Annotated in this window: 13 protein-coding genes; 11 read left to right on the plus strand and 2 right to left on the minus strand. The window is 64.0% G+C overall.

Going from position 1 to position 16,835, the window contains the following annotated elements; translation table 11 throughout:
- The first annotated feature begins 7 nt into the window (after positions 1-7).
- The 4 genes from FJ949_RS12665 to FJ949_RS12680 all read left to right on the plus strand — a co-directional run bounded on the left by FJ949_RS12665 (position 8) and on the right by FJ949_RS12680 (position 6,560).
- Positions 8-1,918 (plus strand): ATP-binding protein, encoded by a 1,911-nt coding sequence (locus FJ949_RS12665; RefSeq protein WP_140496066.1) that lies wholly within the window; start codon positions 8-10, stop codon positions 1,916-1,918.
- A 42-nt stretch (positions 1,919-1,960) separates the two neighbouring features.
- Positions 1,961-3,259 (plus strand): DUF6638 family protein, encoded by a 1,299-nt coding sequence (locus tag FJ949_RS12670; protein WP_140496067.1) that lies wholly within the window; start codon positions 1,961-1,963, stop codon positions 3,257-3,259.
- Between the two features lie 104 nt (positions 3,260-3,363).
- Positions 3,364-4,488, plus strand: coding sequence for a DUF2333 family protein (locus tag FJ949_RS12675; RefSeq protein ID WP_140496068.1), 1,125 nt, complete (start codon positions 3,364-3,366; stop codon positions 4,486-4,488).
- Between the two features lie 392 nt (positions 4,489-4,880).
- On the plus strand, positions 4,881-6,560 hold the full coding sequence (locus FJ949_RS12680) for a formate--tetrahydrofolate ligase (protein ID WP_140496069.1): 1,680 nt from the start codon (positions 4,881-4,883) through the stop codon (positions 6,558-6,560).
- A 69-nt stretch (positions 6,561-6,629) separates the two neighbouring features.
- Here the strand turns inward: FJ949_RS12680 and FJ949_RS12685 are convergent, their stop codons facing one another.
- Positions 6,630-7,274 (minus strand): cysteine hydrolase family protein, encoded by a 645-nt coding sequence (locus tag FJ949_RS12685; protein ID WP_140496070.1) that lies wholly within the window; start codon positions 7,272-7,274, stop codon positions 6,630-6,632.
- A 132-nt stretch (positions 7,275-7,406) separates the two neighbouring features.
- Between FJ949_RS12685 and FJ949_RS12690 the strand changes: the two genes are divergently transcribed.
- Positions 7,407-8,402 carry a helix-turn-helix domain-containing protein gene (locus tag FJ949_RS12690; protein ID WP_140496071.1) on the plus strand — a complete coding sequence of 332 codons (996 nt, stop codon included), beginning with the start codon at positions 7,407-7,409 and terminating at the stop codon, positions 8,400-8,402.
- Between the two features lie 15 nt (positions 8,403-8,417).
- On the opposite strand, the gene FJ949_RS12695 is transcribed toward FJ949_RS12690, so the two are convergent.
- Complete coding sequence (locus FJ949_RS12695) at positions 8,418-8,975, minus strand: sugar O-acetyltransferase (protein WP_140496072.1); 558 nt, start codon at positions 8,973-8,975, stop codon at positions 8,418-8,420.
- Positions 8,976-9,108: 133 nt separating this feature from the next.
- Here FJ949_RS12695 and FJ949_RS12700 point away from each other — a divergent pair, with 133 nt between their 5' ends.
- The 6 genes from FJ949_RS12700 (at position 9,109) to FJ949_RS12725 (ending at position 16,833) form a co-directional block, all read left to right on the plus strand.
- A complete protein-coding gene (locus tag FJ949_RS12700) occupies positions 9,109-9,570 on the plus strand; it encodes a DUF4126 domain-containing protein (protein ID WP_140496073.1) in 462 nt (153 codons plus the stop codon).
- Positions 9,567-10,943 carry an FAD-containing oxidoreductase gene (locus tag FJ949_RS12705; protein ID WP_140496074.1) on the plus strand — a complete coding sequence of 459 codons (1,377 nt, stop codon included), beginning with the start codon at positions 9,567-9,569 and terminating at the stop codon, positions 10,941-10,943. The genes FJ949_RS12700 and FJ949_RS12705 overlap by 4 nt, the downstream gene beginning before the upstream one ends.
- 198 nt (positions 10,944-11,141) lie before the next feature.
- Positions 11,142-12,320 carry an MFS transporter gene (locus FJ949_RS12710; RefSeq protein ID WP_140496075.1) on the plus strand — a complete coding sequence of 393 codons (1,179 nt, stop codon included), beginning with the start codon at positions 11,142-11,144 and terminating at the stop codon, positions 12,318-12,320.
- A 92-nt stretch (positions 12,321-12,412) separates the two neighbouring features.
- Positions 12,413-13,468, plus strand: coding sequence for a succinylglutamate desuccinylase/aspartoacylase family protein (locus tag FJ949_RS12715; RefSeq protein WP_140496076.1), 1,056 nt, complete (start codon positions 12,413-12,415; stop codon positions 13,466-13,468).
- A 222-nt stretch (positions 13,469-13,690) separates the two neighbouring features.
- Complete coding sequence (locus FJ949_RS12720) at positions 13,691-15,880, plus strand: anthranilate synthase (RefSeq protein ID WP_140496077.1); 2,190 nt, start codon at positions 13,691-13,693, stop codon at positions 15,878-15,880.
- A gap of 5 nt (positions 15,881-15,885) precedes the next feature.
- Positions 15,886-16,833 (plus strand): cation diffusion facilitator family transporter, encoded by a 948-nt coding sequence (locus tag FJ949_RS12725; RefSeq protein WP_140496078.1) that lies wholly within the window; start codon positions 15,886-15,888, stop codon positions 16,831-16,833.
- Positions 16,834-16,835 lie beyond the last annotated feature (2 nt).

Consider the following 16,835-nt stretch of genomic DNA (forward strand, 5'->3'; position numbering starts at 1 on the left):
AACCTTCATGGATACCGGCCTGACCACCATCCCGGAAGCGGCGATCGAGAAGCACCGCGCCACCGCGCAGAGCTTCATCACCCGCATCGTCGTGCTGGAAGACCCGTCCAGCTCCTCCGGCACCGCGCTTGCCGGCACCAATCGCCGCTTCGTCTCCACCGTCTCTGTCGGTTCGGTGCGCCGCACGCGCGAGGTCGAGCTGGCGAAGACCGTCGGCGCCGTTCACCCCGACGACCAGTTGCTGACCATCCCGCAGCACACACTTTTGTTTCGTGCCCGGCGCGGCACGGCGCTCGCGCTCGCCATATCGGATGTTTTCGCCGAAGGCTCGGATCTCGAAAGCCTGCAGGCCAGGAACACCCGCGCTCCCCTCGAAGGCGACGAGGCCACCACCTTCAAGAAGCTTCTGTCGGCCTCGGCTTACATTTCCGCCTTCAGCCTGTCCTCCTACCTGTTCCAGCTCATCGACAGCGATGGCGAGGCGCCCAACGACATTCCCGAGCCGGATTTCCTCTTCGACACGCCGCAGGACGCGGTGAAGTCGATCCTGGCCGGTCTCGACAAGGCGATTTCGGGTGCATCCGACGATGCCGACCTGATGACCAGGGCGCGCGCCTTCGCCCGCGTCGCCATCGATGGGCTGCTGTCGCGAAAGGGCCGCTTCGACGGTATCGGCCCGTTCGAGAACGCGCATATCCGCATCGATGCCGACGATTTCACGCTCGACGGCTTCGACGTCGCGCCGGGCAAGCGTTCCAGGCCGCTGGTGATGACCTTCAAGAAACCGGAAGAGGTCGTCGGCAACCACATCGCCAAATATCAGTCGGTCAAGCTCGCCAAGATGTTGATGGCCTATGATTTCGAGCGCGAGCTGAACCCGTTCGTCGAGCTCGGCGGCTTCCTGTTCACCTTCATCGGCGACGGCGCGCCGGGCACCGGCAAGACGACGCTGATCCAGATGATTGCCGGTCTCGTCAATGGTTACTGCCAGGTCGCCGGTTATCCCTTCGCCTACGAGAATTTCGGCGTCGACCAGATCTCGTCCTATCAGGGCAAGTCCGGCCAGAACTGCCGCCAGTTCATCAACAATGTGTTGAACCCGCGCGTCATCGGTTTCGGCACCATCGACGACGTCGACCAGGTGGCGGCGCGCCGTTCCGACGACCGCGCCTCGGCCGGCCAGCAGGAGATCACCGGCGTGCTGATGGACGCCTTCGCCGGTGCCGCCACAGTGGTGCGCGGCAACTGCTCGTTCGGCATGTTCTCCAACTATCCCGAAAATGTCGACGATGCGCTGCGCCAGCGCGCCGGCGCCCGCTGGCTGGTCGACGGGCCGCAGACGCGTGACGATTACATCGACATTTTCGTGCTGCTCGCCGGCAAGAACCACAAGATCCCGCTCGGCGACCACGAACTCTACGCCGCGCAGGAGATCCAGCGCGCCGTGGCCGAAGCCTATGAGGAGCACAAGAAGCCGCGGGAGGACGGGCTGATCCGGGTCCATGAGCGCTACATGAAGGAGAATGGCGCGCCCAAGACCATGGCCGACATCGGCACCTATCTGCACCTGATCAAGCAGGCCGAGCCGCGCTTCACCGGCCGCGCCATCAAGAACGTCACCGACGCCATCAAGATGCGCGCCATGGACATCGAGCTTCCCGACGACTGGTTCGAAAAACCAGAGGTTTTCATGCACAAGAGCTATGACGAGAAGAAAGCGATGATCGAGCAACTGCGCGGCCCGTTCTCGATGGACATGGTCATGCAGGAGATCAACCGCTACGCCGACAGCGAGTTCCGCTACTCCGACAAGTCCGACGACTCCGCCGTGGAAAAGCTGCTGCGCGACGCGCGGCTGCGCGAACGGGCAGCGCGTGAGATGGAGGAGATGAAGAAAAAGGGGCTGTGGAATGCGTGATGCGCTCCGGCCTTTCCTTCTCCCCTTGTGGGAGAAGGAATAATGGCCCGCAAACCCGATCTCCTGCGCGACAACGAGCTCATTTACGGCCGGCTGCTCGTCGTCGACGAGCCGCATCTCATCGAGCGCTACAACAAGGCGCTTGCCGCCTTTGGCCTCGAGCCCACCGAGCTGAAGAGCTTCCAGATCGACCGCACCGGTTTTTCGCCGGAAGTGGCGGAGGAATGCGGCGACTACGGCTACCTCGATCCCAATGAGGTCAACCGCCGCTTCATCATCCTGACGCCGTCGCAGATCGACCTGTCGGTGGTGCACACCGCCTTCTCCAACACCTCGCAGCTGATGCTCGAGTTCATGTCCAGGAATCAGCGCGCCATCGACGCGCTGACCATCAAGGATGTCATCTACGGCGAGATCGAGGATTCCATTCCCAAGGTCAACGATATCGAGGATCTGCTGTCGATCAACCAGGTCGAGTTCAAGGTGCTGTCGGCCGAAGATGTGCTGGGCAAGGCCGCCGAGCTCGGCAAGCTCGTCGACCGCCTGAAACAGGAGCCTGACGCCTGGCGCGACAACGCCATGCTCACCCGCATGGTGGAACTGGCCAAGATCTGCGGCGACATCCGCGAAAACGCGCTGGTGCCCGACCAGGTGATCTTCCGCCACAACGCCTACTGGACCAGTCATTTCGGCGGGCTCTACGTGTTCGTCGACCCCGATATGACGACCGTCATCAGCGATCCGGCGGCCCCCGGTTTCCGCCGCTCGCGGCCGTGGCAGGTAAGCTATCTCTCGATCAAGGACGCCGACAAGGTGTTCAAGTTCCTCGCCGCCACCGGCCGCATCGAACTGCCGCGCGCCTCCTGGATCGAAGCCTCGGCCTATCTCGAGCACCGCGCCGAGATGGTGGTGCGTGCGCTGATCCGCGACGCCGAGCCGAACCGCAATCTGACCGACGTCGACAAGGTCTGGCTGCAGACCTGGATCCAGGGTCATGCCGACCTGATCACCAGGGACGGCAATTTCCCCTTCCTCAACGCCGCCAAGCGCGAGATTGCCCAGCTCGGCCATCTCAAGATCGAGGATGTGTTCCCGCAGCAGCGCTTCCTGGTGGTCCGCGCCAAGCCCGACCATCCCGACGCCTGGCTGACCAACCGGCTGATCTCGGATTTCGTGCCGTCGGACTTCGTCTCGCGCTACGTCTTCAACAAGCAGGGCTTCTACAAGGACTATGAGGACTTCAGCGACGCCTGGCGATCGCATGTTGTGGACATTCTGAAAACCACATATCTGAAGGACAAGGTGGCGTTCCGCACGCGCCTTTACGGCCTGACTGACTAGAACGAAACCGGCCGTCATTTCGTTCTAACTTGTTGTTTGGCGCATGATGTTATCCAAAAAGTCCGCAACTTTTTGACATTATGCTTTGAGGGGGTGACACAGCCATGCTCGATCCGATCGTGAACTTCTTCGTCAGGATTTTCCAATGGATCGGCCGCGGCATCGGGCTCCTGATCGGCGTCATCTTGTGGCCGTTCATCTGGGCCGGGCGCTGGTATACGCAGCGCGGTTGGATCCTCAAGGCCCTGGTCGGCCTCGCCTTGCTCGTGCTGCTCGGCCTCTATGCCAATTTCTTCTACGCCACCCAGTGGTGGAACAATTTCAACCCGAGCTATCCCGACACCTACACGTTCGAGAAGCGCAACATCTCGGCGGGCGAACAGGTAGCCGCCGGTGCCGGTGCCGACACTGCCAGGACCTGCGGCAACTCCGGCATCGCCCAGATTGCCGCCGATTTGACCGACTTCAACGTTAACCAGAATGCCTGGATCTCGTCGATGATCCTCTACAAGCTCGGCCTGTTCGGCATCAGCTGGGACAACACGCCGTGGATGGACAACAAGGCCTCATTCCAGCGCGGCATCAACCAGGCGGTGCGCCGCACCGCGACCGAGCTCGCCGACAATCTCGGCCGTGTGCGTACGACATCGCAGATCGACGCCGACCTGCAGGATGCGCGCGGCAATCTGCAGTTCGACGAGTACACCTGGTATTTCGGTGTAAGCCCGTTCGGCCCGAAGACACCGACCCCGAGCTATTATCGCGACGCCGTGCGCAAGCTGCGCTCCTTCAACGCCCGCCTCGCCACCTGCCAGGCCACCTTCGATGCCCGCGCCGACAATCTGAAGCAATATATCGACCGTATCGCCAGCGATATCGGCTCGACCTCGGCCATCCTCAAGGAACGTGCCGAAAACCACAACAATGGCTGGTTCGATTTCCGCGCCGACGACCGCTACTGGTTCGCCTATGGCCAGCTCTACGCCTATTACGGACTGATGAAGGGCGCGCAGGCCGACTTCGAGGACGTCATCAAGGAAAAACACCTGCAGAGCCTGTGGGATACGATGGACGCGCAGTTCGTCTCGGCGCTGCGCATCCAGCCCTTCATCATCGCCAATGGCCGCGAGGACGGCTGGCTCCTGCCCACGCATCTGACGACCATGGGCTTCTATGTGCTCAGGGTGCGTTCCAACATGGTCGAAATCAGCAACGTGCTGACGCAGTAGGGCTGGTCGGCCCAATGCATGTCACCCAAAAGTGGTCCGGCCTGGGAAGAACGATATGCATGGAAACAAATGCCTGAAGCGCGATGCGCTTTAGGCCGGCGATGGCGGATTTGCGCCGCCGTGTCTGTCGCATTCCGTGCATTGCGCGGCTGTTTTGAGACGGCGGACGCGTCCCCGCTCTGGCTTCTATACGGCGCGGCAAGCGGAGCCAGAAAGAACCGGAGGCAGGTCGGCCCGCCGCAGAGGAATTTTCTTCATAGGAAACATAGTTGCATGAAAGTTGACGCCACGGCAGCGAGAGGGCTAGAACATGCCCTTGCCCGCGCGGCGTATCGAACATGCACCAGTGATCAACCCGTCCCCTCCACCGTCCAATCCAGAGGAAAGCCGTCATGGCAGAAGTGAAGTCCGACATCGAGATCGCCCGCGGTGCGAAGAAAAAACAGATCCAGGAGATCGGCGCCAAGATCGGCATCCCGACCGAACACCTTTTGCCCTATGGCCATGACAAGGCGAAGGTCTCCGCCGAATTCATCAAATCGGTGAAGGGCAACAAGGACGGCAAGCTGATCCTGGTCACCGCCATCAACCCGACCCCGGCCGGCGAAGGCAAGACGACCACCACCGTCGGCCTCGGCGACGGCCTGAACCGCATCGGCAAGAAAGCGATCATCTGCATCCGCGAAGCCTCGCTCGGTCCGAATTTCGGCGTCAAGGGCGGTGCGGCCGGCGGCGGCTACGCGCAGGTCGTGCCGATGGAGGACATGAATCTCCATTTCACCGGTGACTTCCATGCCATCACCACCGCGCACAACCTCCTGTCGGCGTTGATCGACAACCACATCTACTGGGGCAATGAGCTCGGCATCGACACCCGCCGCGTTGCCTGGCGCCGCGTCATGGACATGAACGACCGGGCGCTGCGCGAGATCATCTGCTCGCTCGGCGGCGTCGCCAACGGCTATCCGCGCGAGGCCGGGTTCGACATCACCGTCGCCTCGGAGGTCATGGCCATCCTGTGCCTCGCCACCGACCTGAAGGACCTGGAGAAGCGCCTGGGCGACATCATCGTCGCCTATCGCCGCGACAAGTCGCCGGTCTATGCCCGCGACCTCAAGGCCGACGGCGCCATGGCCGTGCTGCTCAAGGACGCCATGCAGCCGAATCTGGTGCAGACTCTGGAGAACAATCCAGCCTTCGTGCATGGCGGCCCGTTCGCCAACATCGCGCATGGCTGCAACTCGGTGGTCGCCACCACGACGGCGCTCAAGCTTGCCGACTACGTCGTGACGGAAGCCGGCTTCGGCGCCGACCTCGGCGCGGAAAAATTCTTCGACATCAAGTGCCGCAAGGCCGGGCTGAAGCCGGCGGCGGCGGTCATCGTCGCCACCGTACGCGCCATGAAAATGAATGGCGGCGTCAAGAAGGAAGACCTCGGCAAGGAAAACATCGAGGCGGTGAAGAAGGGCTGCGCCAATCTCGGCCGCCACATCGAGAACATCAGGCAGTTCGGCGTGCCGGCGGTAGTTGCCATCAACCACTTCTACTCCGACACGGATGGCGAAATCCAGGCGATGAAGGATTATGTCGCCTCGATGGGCGAAGAGGCGATCCTGTGCAAGCACTGGGCCAACGGCTCGGCCGGCATCGAGGATCTCGCCAAGAAAGTGGTGGCGCTGGCCGAATCCGGTGCCTCGCAGTTCGCGCCGCTCTATCCCGACGCCATGCCGCTGTTCGAGAAGATCAACACCATCGTCCAGCGCATCTATCGCGGCTCGGAAGCGATCGCCGACAAGTCGGTGCGCGACCAGTTGCACGCCTGGGAGCAGGCCGGCTACGGCCACTTGCCGGTGTGCATGGCAAAGACGCAGTATTCCTTCTCGACCGACCCGAACCTGCGCGGCGCGCCGACCGGCCACACCGTACCGGTGCGCGAGGTCAGGCTTTCGGCGGGCGCGGGTTTCGTCGTCATCATCTGCGGCGAGGTCATGACCATGCCCGGCCTGCCCAGGGCGCCGTCGTCGGAAAAGATCTTCCTCAACGAAGCCGGCCAGATCGAAGGCCTGTTCTAGAAATCCTCAATTCCAAAAAGTGCTAAGGGCGCCGCAGCGATGCGGCGCCCTTTCTGTTTCCGGAAATTCCTACGCAGCGTTGCGCGACAGTGCCCGCTGGTTGGAGCCGAAGATCGTGTCGCGTTCCGGCAAGGTGCCGGTCTTCAGGCATTCGATCCATTCGGCGGTCTTGAGCACCGCGGCGAAGCGCGACTGCAGGATGATTGTCACCACGCGGTGGATCTCCTCGGCCGAGGCATAGCCGGCGCTGTTGGCGTAAGGCACCGAGCCGGTCGCGTCGGACAGGAACTCGACGGCAAAGCCCATATGCACGGCGTGGATGATGGTCGACAGGTCGCAATTATGCGTCATGTAGCCGACCACCACGATCGTATCGACAGCGTTGGCGCGCAGCCACTCTTCGAGATCGGTGCCGGTGAAGGCGGAAGGCAGCGTCTTCTCGACATAGTGGTCGCGTGGCCGCCTCGATATCTCGGGATGCAATTCCGCGCCATGGCTGCCCTTGGCGAAGATTGGCGACGTCTCCGGCGCCATCTGCTTGACGACCACCACCTTGATGCCGGCCGCGGCTGCCGCGTCCATGGCGCGCGCCACGTTGACGACGCTGTCGCGGAACGGCGGATGCTGGATGGCGAGATTGCCGCCGTCATAGTCATTCTGGACGTCCACGACGACGAGCGCGCGGCGCGGCGTCTTGCTGGCTGGTTCGGACATGATGCATTCCTTTCAGGCTTGATGTGATGCCCGAGCATAGGTCCGCCACCATCGGACGAAAGTGGCCCGATTGACATCATTCGAAAGAATTGGGACAATCCGCATAACCCCGCGCAGAAATCCCCGGAAGACATGACCCACCAGATCGTCGCCGTCCTCGCCTTCGACGGCATCAGCCCGTTCCATCTCTCCGTGCCTTGCCTGGTGTTCGGCGAAGATCGCACATCGTTCGGCCTGCCGCGCTTCGACTTCCGCATCTGCGCGATCGAGGTCGGTCCCGTCCACACCGAGGCCGGGCTGAGCGTCGCCGCGCCGCATGGGCTTGAGGGGCTCGACGGCGCCGACATCGTCATCGTGCCGAGCTGGCGGGATCTCGAAGACCCGCTGCCGGAACCGCTGACCCAGGCATTGCGGCGGGCCCACCGCAGTGGTGCCCTGATCGTCGGCCTTTGCCTGGGAACATTCGCAGTCGCTGCTGCCGGACTGCTTGGCGGTCGGCGTGCGGCCACGCATTGGGCCTATGCCGAGCGGCTTCAGAAGCTTCATCCCGACATCGCGGTGGACGCCGAGGTGCTCTATGTCGACAATGGCGACGTGGTGACGTCGGCCGGCGTCGCGGCCGGGCTCGACTGCTGCCTCCATATCGTTCGCGCCCGCTACGGCGCCGAGGCAGCACTGCGGCTCGCACGGCAGATCGTGCTCTCCCCGCACCGGCAAGGCGGACAGGCGCAGTTCATCGAGCGTCCGCTGGCGAGGAGCGCCGATACCGACAGGTTCACACAAGCACTCGACGCGGTGCGCGCGACGCTCGGCGAAGCGCACAGCCTGGACCGCGTCGCCGAAGCCGCCGGCCTGACCCGGCGCACCTTCACCCGCCGCTTCCAGAAATCGATCGGCACCAGTTTCGGCGATTGGCTGATCGAGCAACGGCTTGAACTGGCGCAGCGTCTGCTCGAGTCGACGGAAAAATCGATGGACGTCGTGGCCTTCGAGGCCGGCTTCGGCAGCGCCGCTTCGCTACGCCAGCATTTTTCGGCGCGTCTCAGGACCTCACCGGCGCAATACCGGCGTGAATTTTCCAGGCGGGCCGACCAAGGCGACCGGTCGCCGCACGCGCTTTCGCACTGAGCGCCCGCCGGGCACTCAACCGCGTTTGACCGCCCGCGCCGGATTGCCGACCACCGTCATGTTCGCGGGCACGTCGCGCGTCACCACGGCGCCGGCGCCGACGATGGCGCCCTCGCCGATGCTGATCCCACTCAGGATGACCGCGCTGCCGCCGATCCAGGCATCGGCACCGATCTCGACCGGCCTGGCGATTTCCAGCCCGGCTTGTCGCCCCGCGGCCTCCCTGTGATGCTCGGCGCAATAGATCTGCACATTGGGGCCGAGCAGCGTTCCCTTGCCGATGCGCACGCTTGCCGTGTCGAGAATGATGCAGCCGGCATTGAGAAAGACGCCGTCGCCGAGGAAGACGTTGAAGCCATAGGCACAGTGGAACGGCGCCTCGATGCGGGCGCCCTCGCCCGCGCCGCCGAGCAGATCCCGCAAGGTCGGCCCGATGTTGCCGCGCTGACGGGGCGCAAGCGAATTGTGCTCGAATACGGCGCCCGCGGTCACGCCGCGCAGCGCCTCCAGTTCGTCATCCATGCACGTATACCACTCGCCCGCCGCCATTTTTGCGCGTTCGCTCTCAGCCATGCGGTGCCTCCGTCATCATTGCCACGCACCGTTGCGGCGTAAGAGAGCGCCTATGCAAGTACTGGCCAAATACCGGACCTATGGTAGCCTGCCTTTTCAGGGCTGTCCCGGCCCGGGATCGAGGGGGATCAACATGCTTTACATTCTTGTACTTCTGATCGGGGTCATTGCCGGCCTGCGCGCCATGACCGCGCCGGCCGCCGTCGCCTGGGGCGCCTGGCTCGGCTGGCTGCCGGTTGCCGGCACCTGGGCAAGCTTCATGAGCCACTGGGCCGCTGTCGGCATTTTCACTATCCTGGCCATCGTCGAGCTGGTCACCGATGAGTTGCCGTCGACGCCGAGCCGCAAGGTGCCGCAGCAATTCGGCGCCCGTATCCTGCTCGGTGCCTTCAGCGGCGCCGTGATCGGCGCCACTGGCGGCGCCACCATCGTCTGCCTGATCGCCGGCGCCATAGGGGCCGTTATCGGCACGCTCGGCGGCGCGGAGGCGCGCGGCCGGCTGGCGGCCGCCTTCGGCAAGGACCAGCCCGCGGCCTTCATCGAGGACGCGGTCGCGATCGTTGGCGGCCTCTTGATCGTGGCGGCGGTGGCATGACGGCGAAAACCTTCGATGCCATCGTCATCGGTGCCGGCCAGGCCGGCCCTTCGCTGGCCGGCCGGCTGACCGCGGCCGGCATGAGCGTGGCGCTGATCGAGCGCAAGCTGGTCGGCGGCACCTGCGTCAATACCGGCTGCATGCCGACCAAGGCCATGGTCGCCAGCGCCTATGCCGCGCATCTCGCGCGGCGCGCCGCGGACTATGGCGTGACCCTCTCCGGCCCGGTCGGCGTCGACTATGCCAAGGTCAAGGCGCGCAAGGACAAGGTGTCGAACGACGCCCGCGGCAATCTGGAAACCTGGATCGCCGACATGGATAAATGCACGCTCTATCGCGGCCATGCGCGTTTCGAATCCGCCAACACGGTGCGCGTCGGCGATGATCTCCTAACCGCCGGCAAGATCTTTCTCAACACCGGCGGCCGCGCCTCGGTACCGGATCTGCCCGGCATTCACGACATCGACTTTCTCACCAACTCTTCGATGATGGACCTCGACGTGTTGCCGCGCCACCTCGTGGTGGTCGGCGGCAGCTACATCTCGCTCGAATTCGCGCAGATGTTCCGCCGCTTCGGCGCGGAGGTCACGATTATCGAAAAGGGCTCGCGGCTGATCGGCCGCGAAGACGAGGATGTGTCCGACGCCATCCTGTCGATCCTCGAAAACGAAGGCATCGCGGTCCATCTCGGCGCCGACGCCATAAGCTTCGCCAGGCAGGGCGAGGATATTGCCGTTGCCTTCTCCGCCGGCAAGCCGCCGGCCGTCGGCTCGCATGTGCTCCTGGCGCTGGGGCGAACGCCCAATACCGACGATCTCGGCCTCGACAAGGCCGGCATCGAGGTCGACAAACGCGGCTTCATCACCGTCGACGACCAGTTGCGCACCAGCGTGCCCGGCATCTGGGCGATGGGCGACTGCAATGGCAAGGGCGCCTTTACCCACACGTCCTACAACGATTACGAGATCGTCGCGGCCAATTTGCTCGACAATGATCCGCGCAAGGTCAGCGACCGCATCGAGGCCTACGCTCTCTACATCGACCCGCCGCTCGGCCGCTGCGGCATGACCGAGGCGTCAGTGAAGAAGTCGGGACGCCGCGCGCTGGTCGGCCAGCGACCGATGACCCGCGTCGGCCGCGCCGTCGAGAAAGGCGAGACGCAAGGCTTCATGAAGATCCTCGTCGACGCCGACACAAGGGAAATCCTCGGCTGCTGCGTGCTTGGTCCCGGCGGCGATGAAGCCGTGCATTGCGTGCTTGACCTGATGTATGCCAAGGCGCCTGTGGACACGCTGGCCCGCGCCATGCACATCCACCCCAATGTCTCGGAACTGCTGCCAACCATCGCCCAGGAGTTGAAGCCGCTGGTCTGAACTCCGGCTCAGCCGGTCGGTTCGGCCGCTCGGCCGGGTTCGGTCAGGGTCGTCTAGCCCGGCAGGGCACGGCACAAGCACCGCTGCCAGTGCCTCTTTGCTCTCCGCTTTCTGCATTGCTGCATTGCGGCAATGGCGCTTGTGCGCCATGGGGCGCTCGCGCAGTTTCCATTTGAACCGATTCAGTCTGGACCTCCCATGCCTTTGCCGATCCTTGCGCTTGCCATTGCGTCCTTCTGCATCGGCACCACCGAATTCGTCATCATGGGTCTGCTGCCGGAGGTCGCCGCCGACCTTGGCGTGACCATTCCCGCGGCCGGGCTGCTGGTCACGGGCTATGCGCTGGGCGTGGTCTTCGGCGCGCCAATCGTGGCGATGGCCACCGCGCATCTGCCGCGCAAGCCGGTGCTGGTCGGACTGGCCGCACTGTTCGTTGTCGGCAACCTGCTCTGCGCCATCGCGCCCAATTACTGGATGCTGATGGGCGCGCGCGTCTTCACCGCCTTCGGCCACGGCGCCTTCTTCGGCATCGGTTCGGTCGTCGCCGCCAGCCTGGTGCCCCGCAACAAGCGTGCCAGCGCCATCGCGCTGATGTTCGCCGGCCTGACGCTGGCTAACATCCTCGGCGTTCCCGCCGGAACGGCGCTTGGCGAAGCCTTCGGCTGGCGCGCCACCTTCCTGGCGGTGGTCGGCATCGGGCTGATCTCGGTCGCGGCGATCGCTTGGCTAGTGCCGCCGGATGTCACTGAACCAAGCGGCGACGGCTTGCGCGGCGAATTGCGCGTGCTCGGCAAGCTGCAGGTGTGGCTGGCCATGCTGATCGCGGCGCTCGCCTCAGCCAGCCTGTTTGCCGTCTTCACCTACATCAAACCCTATCTCACCGACGTGTCCGGCCTCTCGACTTCAGCGGTCACCTGGGTGCTCTTGCTGTTCGGCGCCGGCATGACCATCGGCAACATCATCGGCGGCCGGCTGGCCGACTGGAAGCTGATGCCGACGGTCATCGGCACGCTGCTGCTGCTGGCGGTCCTGTTTGTCGGCTTCATGCAGTTCGGCGCTATCGCCAGTGTCGCCATAGGCATCGTCTTCCTGTGGGGCATGCTCGTCTTCGTCGTCGTGCCGCCGTTGCAGATCCGTGTCGTGGAAGCCGCTTCCGAGGGACCGAACCTTGCCGCCACGCTGAACCAGGGCGCCTTCAATGTCGGCAACGCCAGCGGCGCCTGGATCGGCGGCGTGGCGCTCTCCTGGGGCGTTTCCTATGCCAACCTGCCGCTGGTGGGCGCGGCACTCGCTCTGCTGGCGGTCGCCGTAGCCGTTGCCTCGCGGGCACTGGACCAGCGCGCTCCGGTCGTCACTCTTCAACCTGCCGCGCAGTAGCTGCTTGCGCCCATAGCGCGACAGCCTGGACCAATCGACAAGCGCACAGTCGAAGAGGCATGTCTTCTCGCCTCTCGACGGAGAAAGACCCCATGCAGAAATCGATCGAACGCATAGCCGGCGACAGCGAGGGCGTTTCCTATGAATTCCCGCTGTTTCGCTTCGCTGGAACCGACGAATCCGCGCCTTCGGCCTATCTGCAGGCAGCACTCCATGCCGGCGAACTGCCCGGAGTAGTCGCCGTTGACGCGCTGATGCCGATGCTGGCCAGGGCCGAGGCGGAGGGGCGCATCAAGGGCGACATCACCATCGTGCCCTGGGCCAATCCGATCGGCCGCGCCCAGTATCATTTCGGCGAACATCAGGGCCGTTTTCATCTGGGCACGCGCACCAACTTCAACCGCGGTTTCCCGCTGCTCGCCGCGCCCGACACGGCACTCCTGCCCGACACCGCGCATGGCACGCCCGACCAGCGGCTGAAGACGAGACTGGTGCAGCTTTCGCTCGGCCACGACATCGTGCTCGACCTGCATTGCGACGACGAGGGTCTCTCCTACCTGTATGTCCACACAAGCCTGTGGCCGGCAATGGCCGACTGCGCCGCCGCCATGGGCGTCGAGGCGGTGGTGCTGTGGAGTGAAGACACGGACGGCACTTTCGAGGGCGCCTCGATCATGCCCTATCAGAACGTTCCCGCCGATGTGGCGAAGCTCGGCCGGCGCGTCGTCACGACGGTCGAATATCGCGGCATCCTCGATGTCGATGGCGCGTTCGCGGCGTCGGACGCCGCGGGGCTCTACCGGCTGCTGGTGGCGCGCGGCGTGGTCGCCGACCCGGCCCTGCCCTCACCCGGTGCCTTCACCGGGGTTGTCGCGCCGCTCGAAAACATCGACATGATGCCGGCGCCCCGGGCGGGTGCCGTGCTCTATGACGTGGAGCCCGGCGACCGCGTCGCCAAGGACACGCGGCTTGCCGTCATCGTCCACGCACCGGGCGAAGCCGATGGCCGCACCGAGGTGTTCGCGCCGCAGGCCGGCATCGTCCTGACCCGGCGCTCGCGCCGTATCATCCGCGCCGGCGAGGATCTGTTGAAACTGGTGGGCGACAGGAAGAGCGCCGACGCAAGGTCCGGCACACTGGAAGATTGAGCCTCCATCGAATCCAGTTGCGCGGTCGCTCAATCGCCGCTATGGGAATCGCCATGAACATGCGTTCGATCAAGACCGTTTGGTGGTGGGCCTGCTGACAGCGGCCTGTTCGAACGCGTGCGCGTGAAAAGAGAGGGTGGCCGCAGCGGAATGTCCGGGCGGCCATTTGTTTTTTCCAAGCCATTCCCGGGTCCGTTGCCCAAGAAGCTGATGGAGACGGCAATGACGATGAAGGTTTTGGACAACGGCGCAGAGAGTTTTGTGACCGGGGGTGGCATCACCATCACCCGCGAGCGCCACGACCGGCCCTATGAAGGCGCCATCGACGCCTATGTTGACGGGCTGAATGCGCGCCGGGGCGCGGTGTTTTCTTCGAACTATGAATATCCCGGCCGCTATACCCGTTGGGACACCGCCATCATCGACCCGCCCCTGGTGATCTCGGCGCGTGGCCGGTCCATGCGCATCGAGGCGCTGAACCGCCGGGGCGAGGTGCTTCTGCCGGTCATCGTCAAGACGCTCGGCGATATCGCCGACATCACGATCGCCGAGGCGTCGAAAAAGCTGATCCGCCTCGACGTCGCCAAACCGGGCCGTGTCTTCACCGAAGAAGAGCGCAGCCGCGTTCCTTCCGTCTTCACGGTTCTGCGCGCCATTACCGCCTTGTTCAAGACCGCCGAAGACGCCAATCTCGGTCTTTACGGCGCCTTCGGCTACGACCTCGCCTTCCAGTTCGATCCGGTCGACTACAAGCTCGAACGCAAGCCAAGCCAGCGCGATCTCGTGCTGTTCCTGCCCGACGAGATCCTGGTCGTCGATCATTATTCGGCCAAGGCCTGGACCGATCGATATGACTACGCCGGCAAGGGTTTTTCGACCGAAGGCCTGCCGCGCGACGAGATCGCCGAGCCGTTCAAGACCGCCGACCGTATCCCGCCGCGCGGCGACCATGAACCCGGCGAATACGCCAGTCTTGTGCGCCGCGCGATGGACAGCTTCAAGCGCGGTGACCTGTTCGAGGTCGTACCCGGGCAGATGTTCTACGAACGCTGCGAGACCCAGCCCTCAGAGATTTCGCGCAAGCTGAAGTCAATCAACCCCTCGCCCTATTCCTTCTTCATCAATCTGGGTGAAGGCGAATACCTGATCGGCGCTTCGCCCGAAATGTTCGTGCGCGTCAACGGCCGTCGTGTCGAGACCTGCCCGATCTCGGGCACGATCAAGCGTGGCGACGACGCCATTTCCGACTCAGAGCAGATCCTGAAGCTGCTCAATTCCAAGAAGGATGAATCCGAGCTCACAATGTGCTCGGATGTCGACCGCAACGACAAGTCGCGCGTCTGCGAGCCGGGTTCGGTGCGCGTCATCGGCCGCCGCCAGATCGAGATGTATTCGCGGCTTATCCATACGGTTGACCATATCGAGGGCAGGCTGCGCGAAGGCATGGACGCCTTCGACGCGTTTCTCTCGCACGCCTGGGCGGTGACCGTTACCGGCGCGCCGAAACTATGGGCCATGCGCTTCATCGAGCAGAACGAGAAGAGCCCGCGCGCCTGGTATGGCGGCGCCATCGGCATGGTCAATTTCAACGGCGACATGAACACCGGCCTGACACTGCGCACCATCCGCATCAAGGACGGCATTGCCGAGGTGCGTGCCGGCGCCACATTACTGTTCGACAGCATTCCCGAGGAAGAAGAAGCCGAAACCGAACTGAAGGCCTCCGCCATGCTCTCCGCCATCCGCGACGCCAAGACGGGCAATGCCGCCAGCACCGAGCGCACCACCGCGCGCGTCGGCGACGGCATCAACATCCTGCTCGTCGACCATGAAGACAGCTTCGTCCACACGCTGGCCAATTACTTTCGTCAGACCGGCGCCAATGTCTCGACCGTGCGCACCCCCGTGCCGGAAGAAGTTTTCGACCGGCTGAAGCCGGATCTCGTCGTGCTGTCGCCTGGTCCCGGCACGCCCAAGGATTTCGACTGCGCCGCCACCATCGGACGAGCGCGCGCCCGCGAGCTGCCGATCTTCGGCGTCTGCCTCGGCCTGCAGGCGCTGGCCGAGGCCTATGGCGGCGAATTGCGGCAGCTGCATGTGCCGATGCACGGCAAGCCGTCGCGCATTCGCGTCTCCAAGCCCGGCATCATCTTCTCCGGTCTGCCCAAGGAAGTCACCGTCGGCCGTTACCATTCGATCTTCGCCGATCCGGTGCGGCTACCCGACGATTTCGTGGTCACCGCCGAGACCGAAGACGGCGTCATCATGGCCTTCGAGCACCGCAAGGAGCCGATCGCCGCGGTGCAATTCCATCCGGAATCGATCATGACGCTCGGCCACAATGCCGGCATGCGCATCATCGAGAACATCGTCGCCCACCTGCCGCGCAAGGCCAAGGACAAGGCCGCCTAGAGACGATGGTCGAAACGCGGGACACGACGGCGGTCGCGGCGAAGGCCGCGACCAGGCGCAAGGTCGCAAGGCTTGCCTTCTGGTCGATCGTCGTCGCTTGTGTGGTGCTCGCACTCAAGCTTGCCGCCTGGTACATCACCGGTTCCGTCGCACTCTATTCGGACGCGCTGGAATCGATCGTCAACGTCATCGCCTCGGCCGCCGCGTTCTGGGCGATCCAGGTCAGCTACAAGCCTGCCGACCAGGACCATCCGTTCGGCCACCACAAGGCCGAGTATTTCTCGGCCGTCCTGGAAGGCGTGCTGATCGTGGTCGCGGCACTCCTGATCCTGAACGAGGTCTGGCAATCCTGGCTCCACCCCGTCCCGCTCCAGCAGCCTTGGGAAGGGCTTGCCGTCAACGGTGTGGCGACGGTCATAAACGCCTTCTGGGCCTGGGCGCTGATCCGTACAGGGCGCAACGCAAGATCGCCGGCACTGGTCGCCGACGGCCAACACATCATGACCGACGTCGTGACCTCGGTCGGCGTCTTCGCCGGCCTTGTCGGCGCGGTGCTGACCGGATGGCAGATCCTCGATCCGGCGCTGGCCGTGATCGTCGCGCTCAACATTCTTTGGCAGGGCTGGCATGTTATCGGCTCGTCGATGAACGGGCTGATGGACCGCGCAGTCGACACCCAGGAGCATATGCGCATCCGCGACATCATTTCGGCCAATTGCAAAGGCGCGCTCGAAGTGCACGACCTCAAGACACGCATCGCCGGCCGCGCCACCTTCATCGAATTCCATCTCGTCGTCGATGCCGACATGTCGGTCGGCGCCAGCCATGTCATCTGCGACCGCATCGAGGATGCGCTGCAGGCGGAAGTCCCTTCCGTGCGCGTCACCATCCATGTCGAGCCCGATGATGAGGCCAAGCTGCCGAAGGGCACGACGGCGGTGCCGTTCGCGTGAGG

It is taken from the genome of Mesorhizobium sp. B2-4-1, assembly GCF_006442185.1.
Taxonomy (GTDB): domain Bacteria; phylum Pseudomonadota; class Alphaproteobacteria; order Rhizobiales; family Rhizobiaceae; genus Mesorhizobium.

Bases quoted from the DNA above. Each gene is read 5' to 3' on its own strand.
- FJ949_RS12720 (WP_140496077.1), top strand. From the start codon at position 13,691: ATGACGATGAAGGTTTTGGACAACGGCGCAGAGAGTTTTGTGACCGGG.
- FJ949_RS12675 (WP_140496068.1), top strand. From the start codon at position 3,364: ATGCTCGATCCGATCGTGAACTTCTTCGTCAGGATTTTCCAATGGATC.
- FJ949_RS12685 (WP_140496070.1), bottom strand. From the start codon at position 7,274: ATGTCCGAACCAGCCAGCAAGACGCCGCGCCGCGCGCTCGTCGTCGTG.
- FJ949_RS12705 (WP_140496074.1), top strand. From the start codon at position 9,567: ATGACGGCGAAAACCTTCGATGCCATCGTCATCGGTGCCGGCCAGGCC.
- FJ949_RS12710 (WP_140496075.1), top strand. From the start codon at position 11,142: ATGCCTTTGCCGATCCTTGCGCTTGCCATTGCGTCCTTCTGCATCGGC.
- FJ949_RS12725 (WP_140496078.1), top strand. From the start codon at position 15,886: ATGGTCGAAACGCGGGACACGACGGCGGTCGCGGCGAAGGCCGCGACC.
- FJ949_RS12700 (WP_140496073.1), top strand. From the start codon at position 9,109: ATGCTTTACATTCTTGTACTTCTGATCGGGGTCATTGCCGGCCTGCGC.
- FJ949_RS12665 (WP_140496066.1), top strand. From the start codon at position 8: ATGGATACCGGCCTGACCACCATCCCGGAAGCGGCGATCGAGAAGCAC.
- FJ949_RS12680 (WP_140496069.1), top strand. From the start codon at position 4,881: ATGGCAGAAGTGAAGTCCGACATCGAGATCGCCCGCGGTGCGAAGAAA.
- FJ949_RS12715 (WP_140496076.1), top strand. From the start codon at position 12,413: ATGCAGAAATCGATCGAACGCATAGCCGGCGACAGCGAGGGCGTTTCC.
- FJ949_RS12695 (WP_140496072.1), bottom strand. From the start codon at position 8,975: ATGGCTGAGAGCGAACGCGCAAAAATGGCGGCGGGCGAGTGGTATACG.
- FJ949_RS12670 (WP_140496067.1), top strand. From the start codon at position 1,961: ATGGCCCGCAAACCCGATCTCCTGCGCGACAACGAGCTCATTTACGGC.
- FJ949_RS12690 (WP_140496071.1), top strand. From the start codon at position 7,407: ATGACCCACCAGATCGTCGCCGTCCTCGCCTTCGACGGCATCAGCCCG.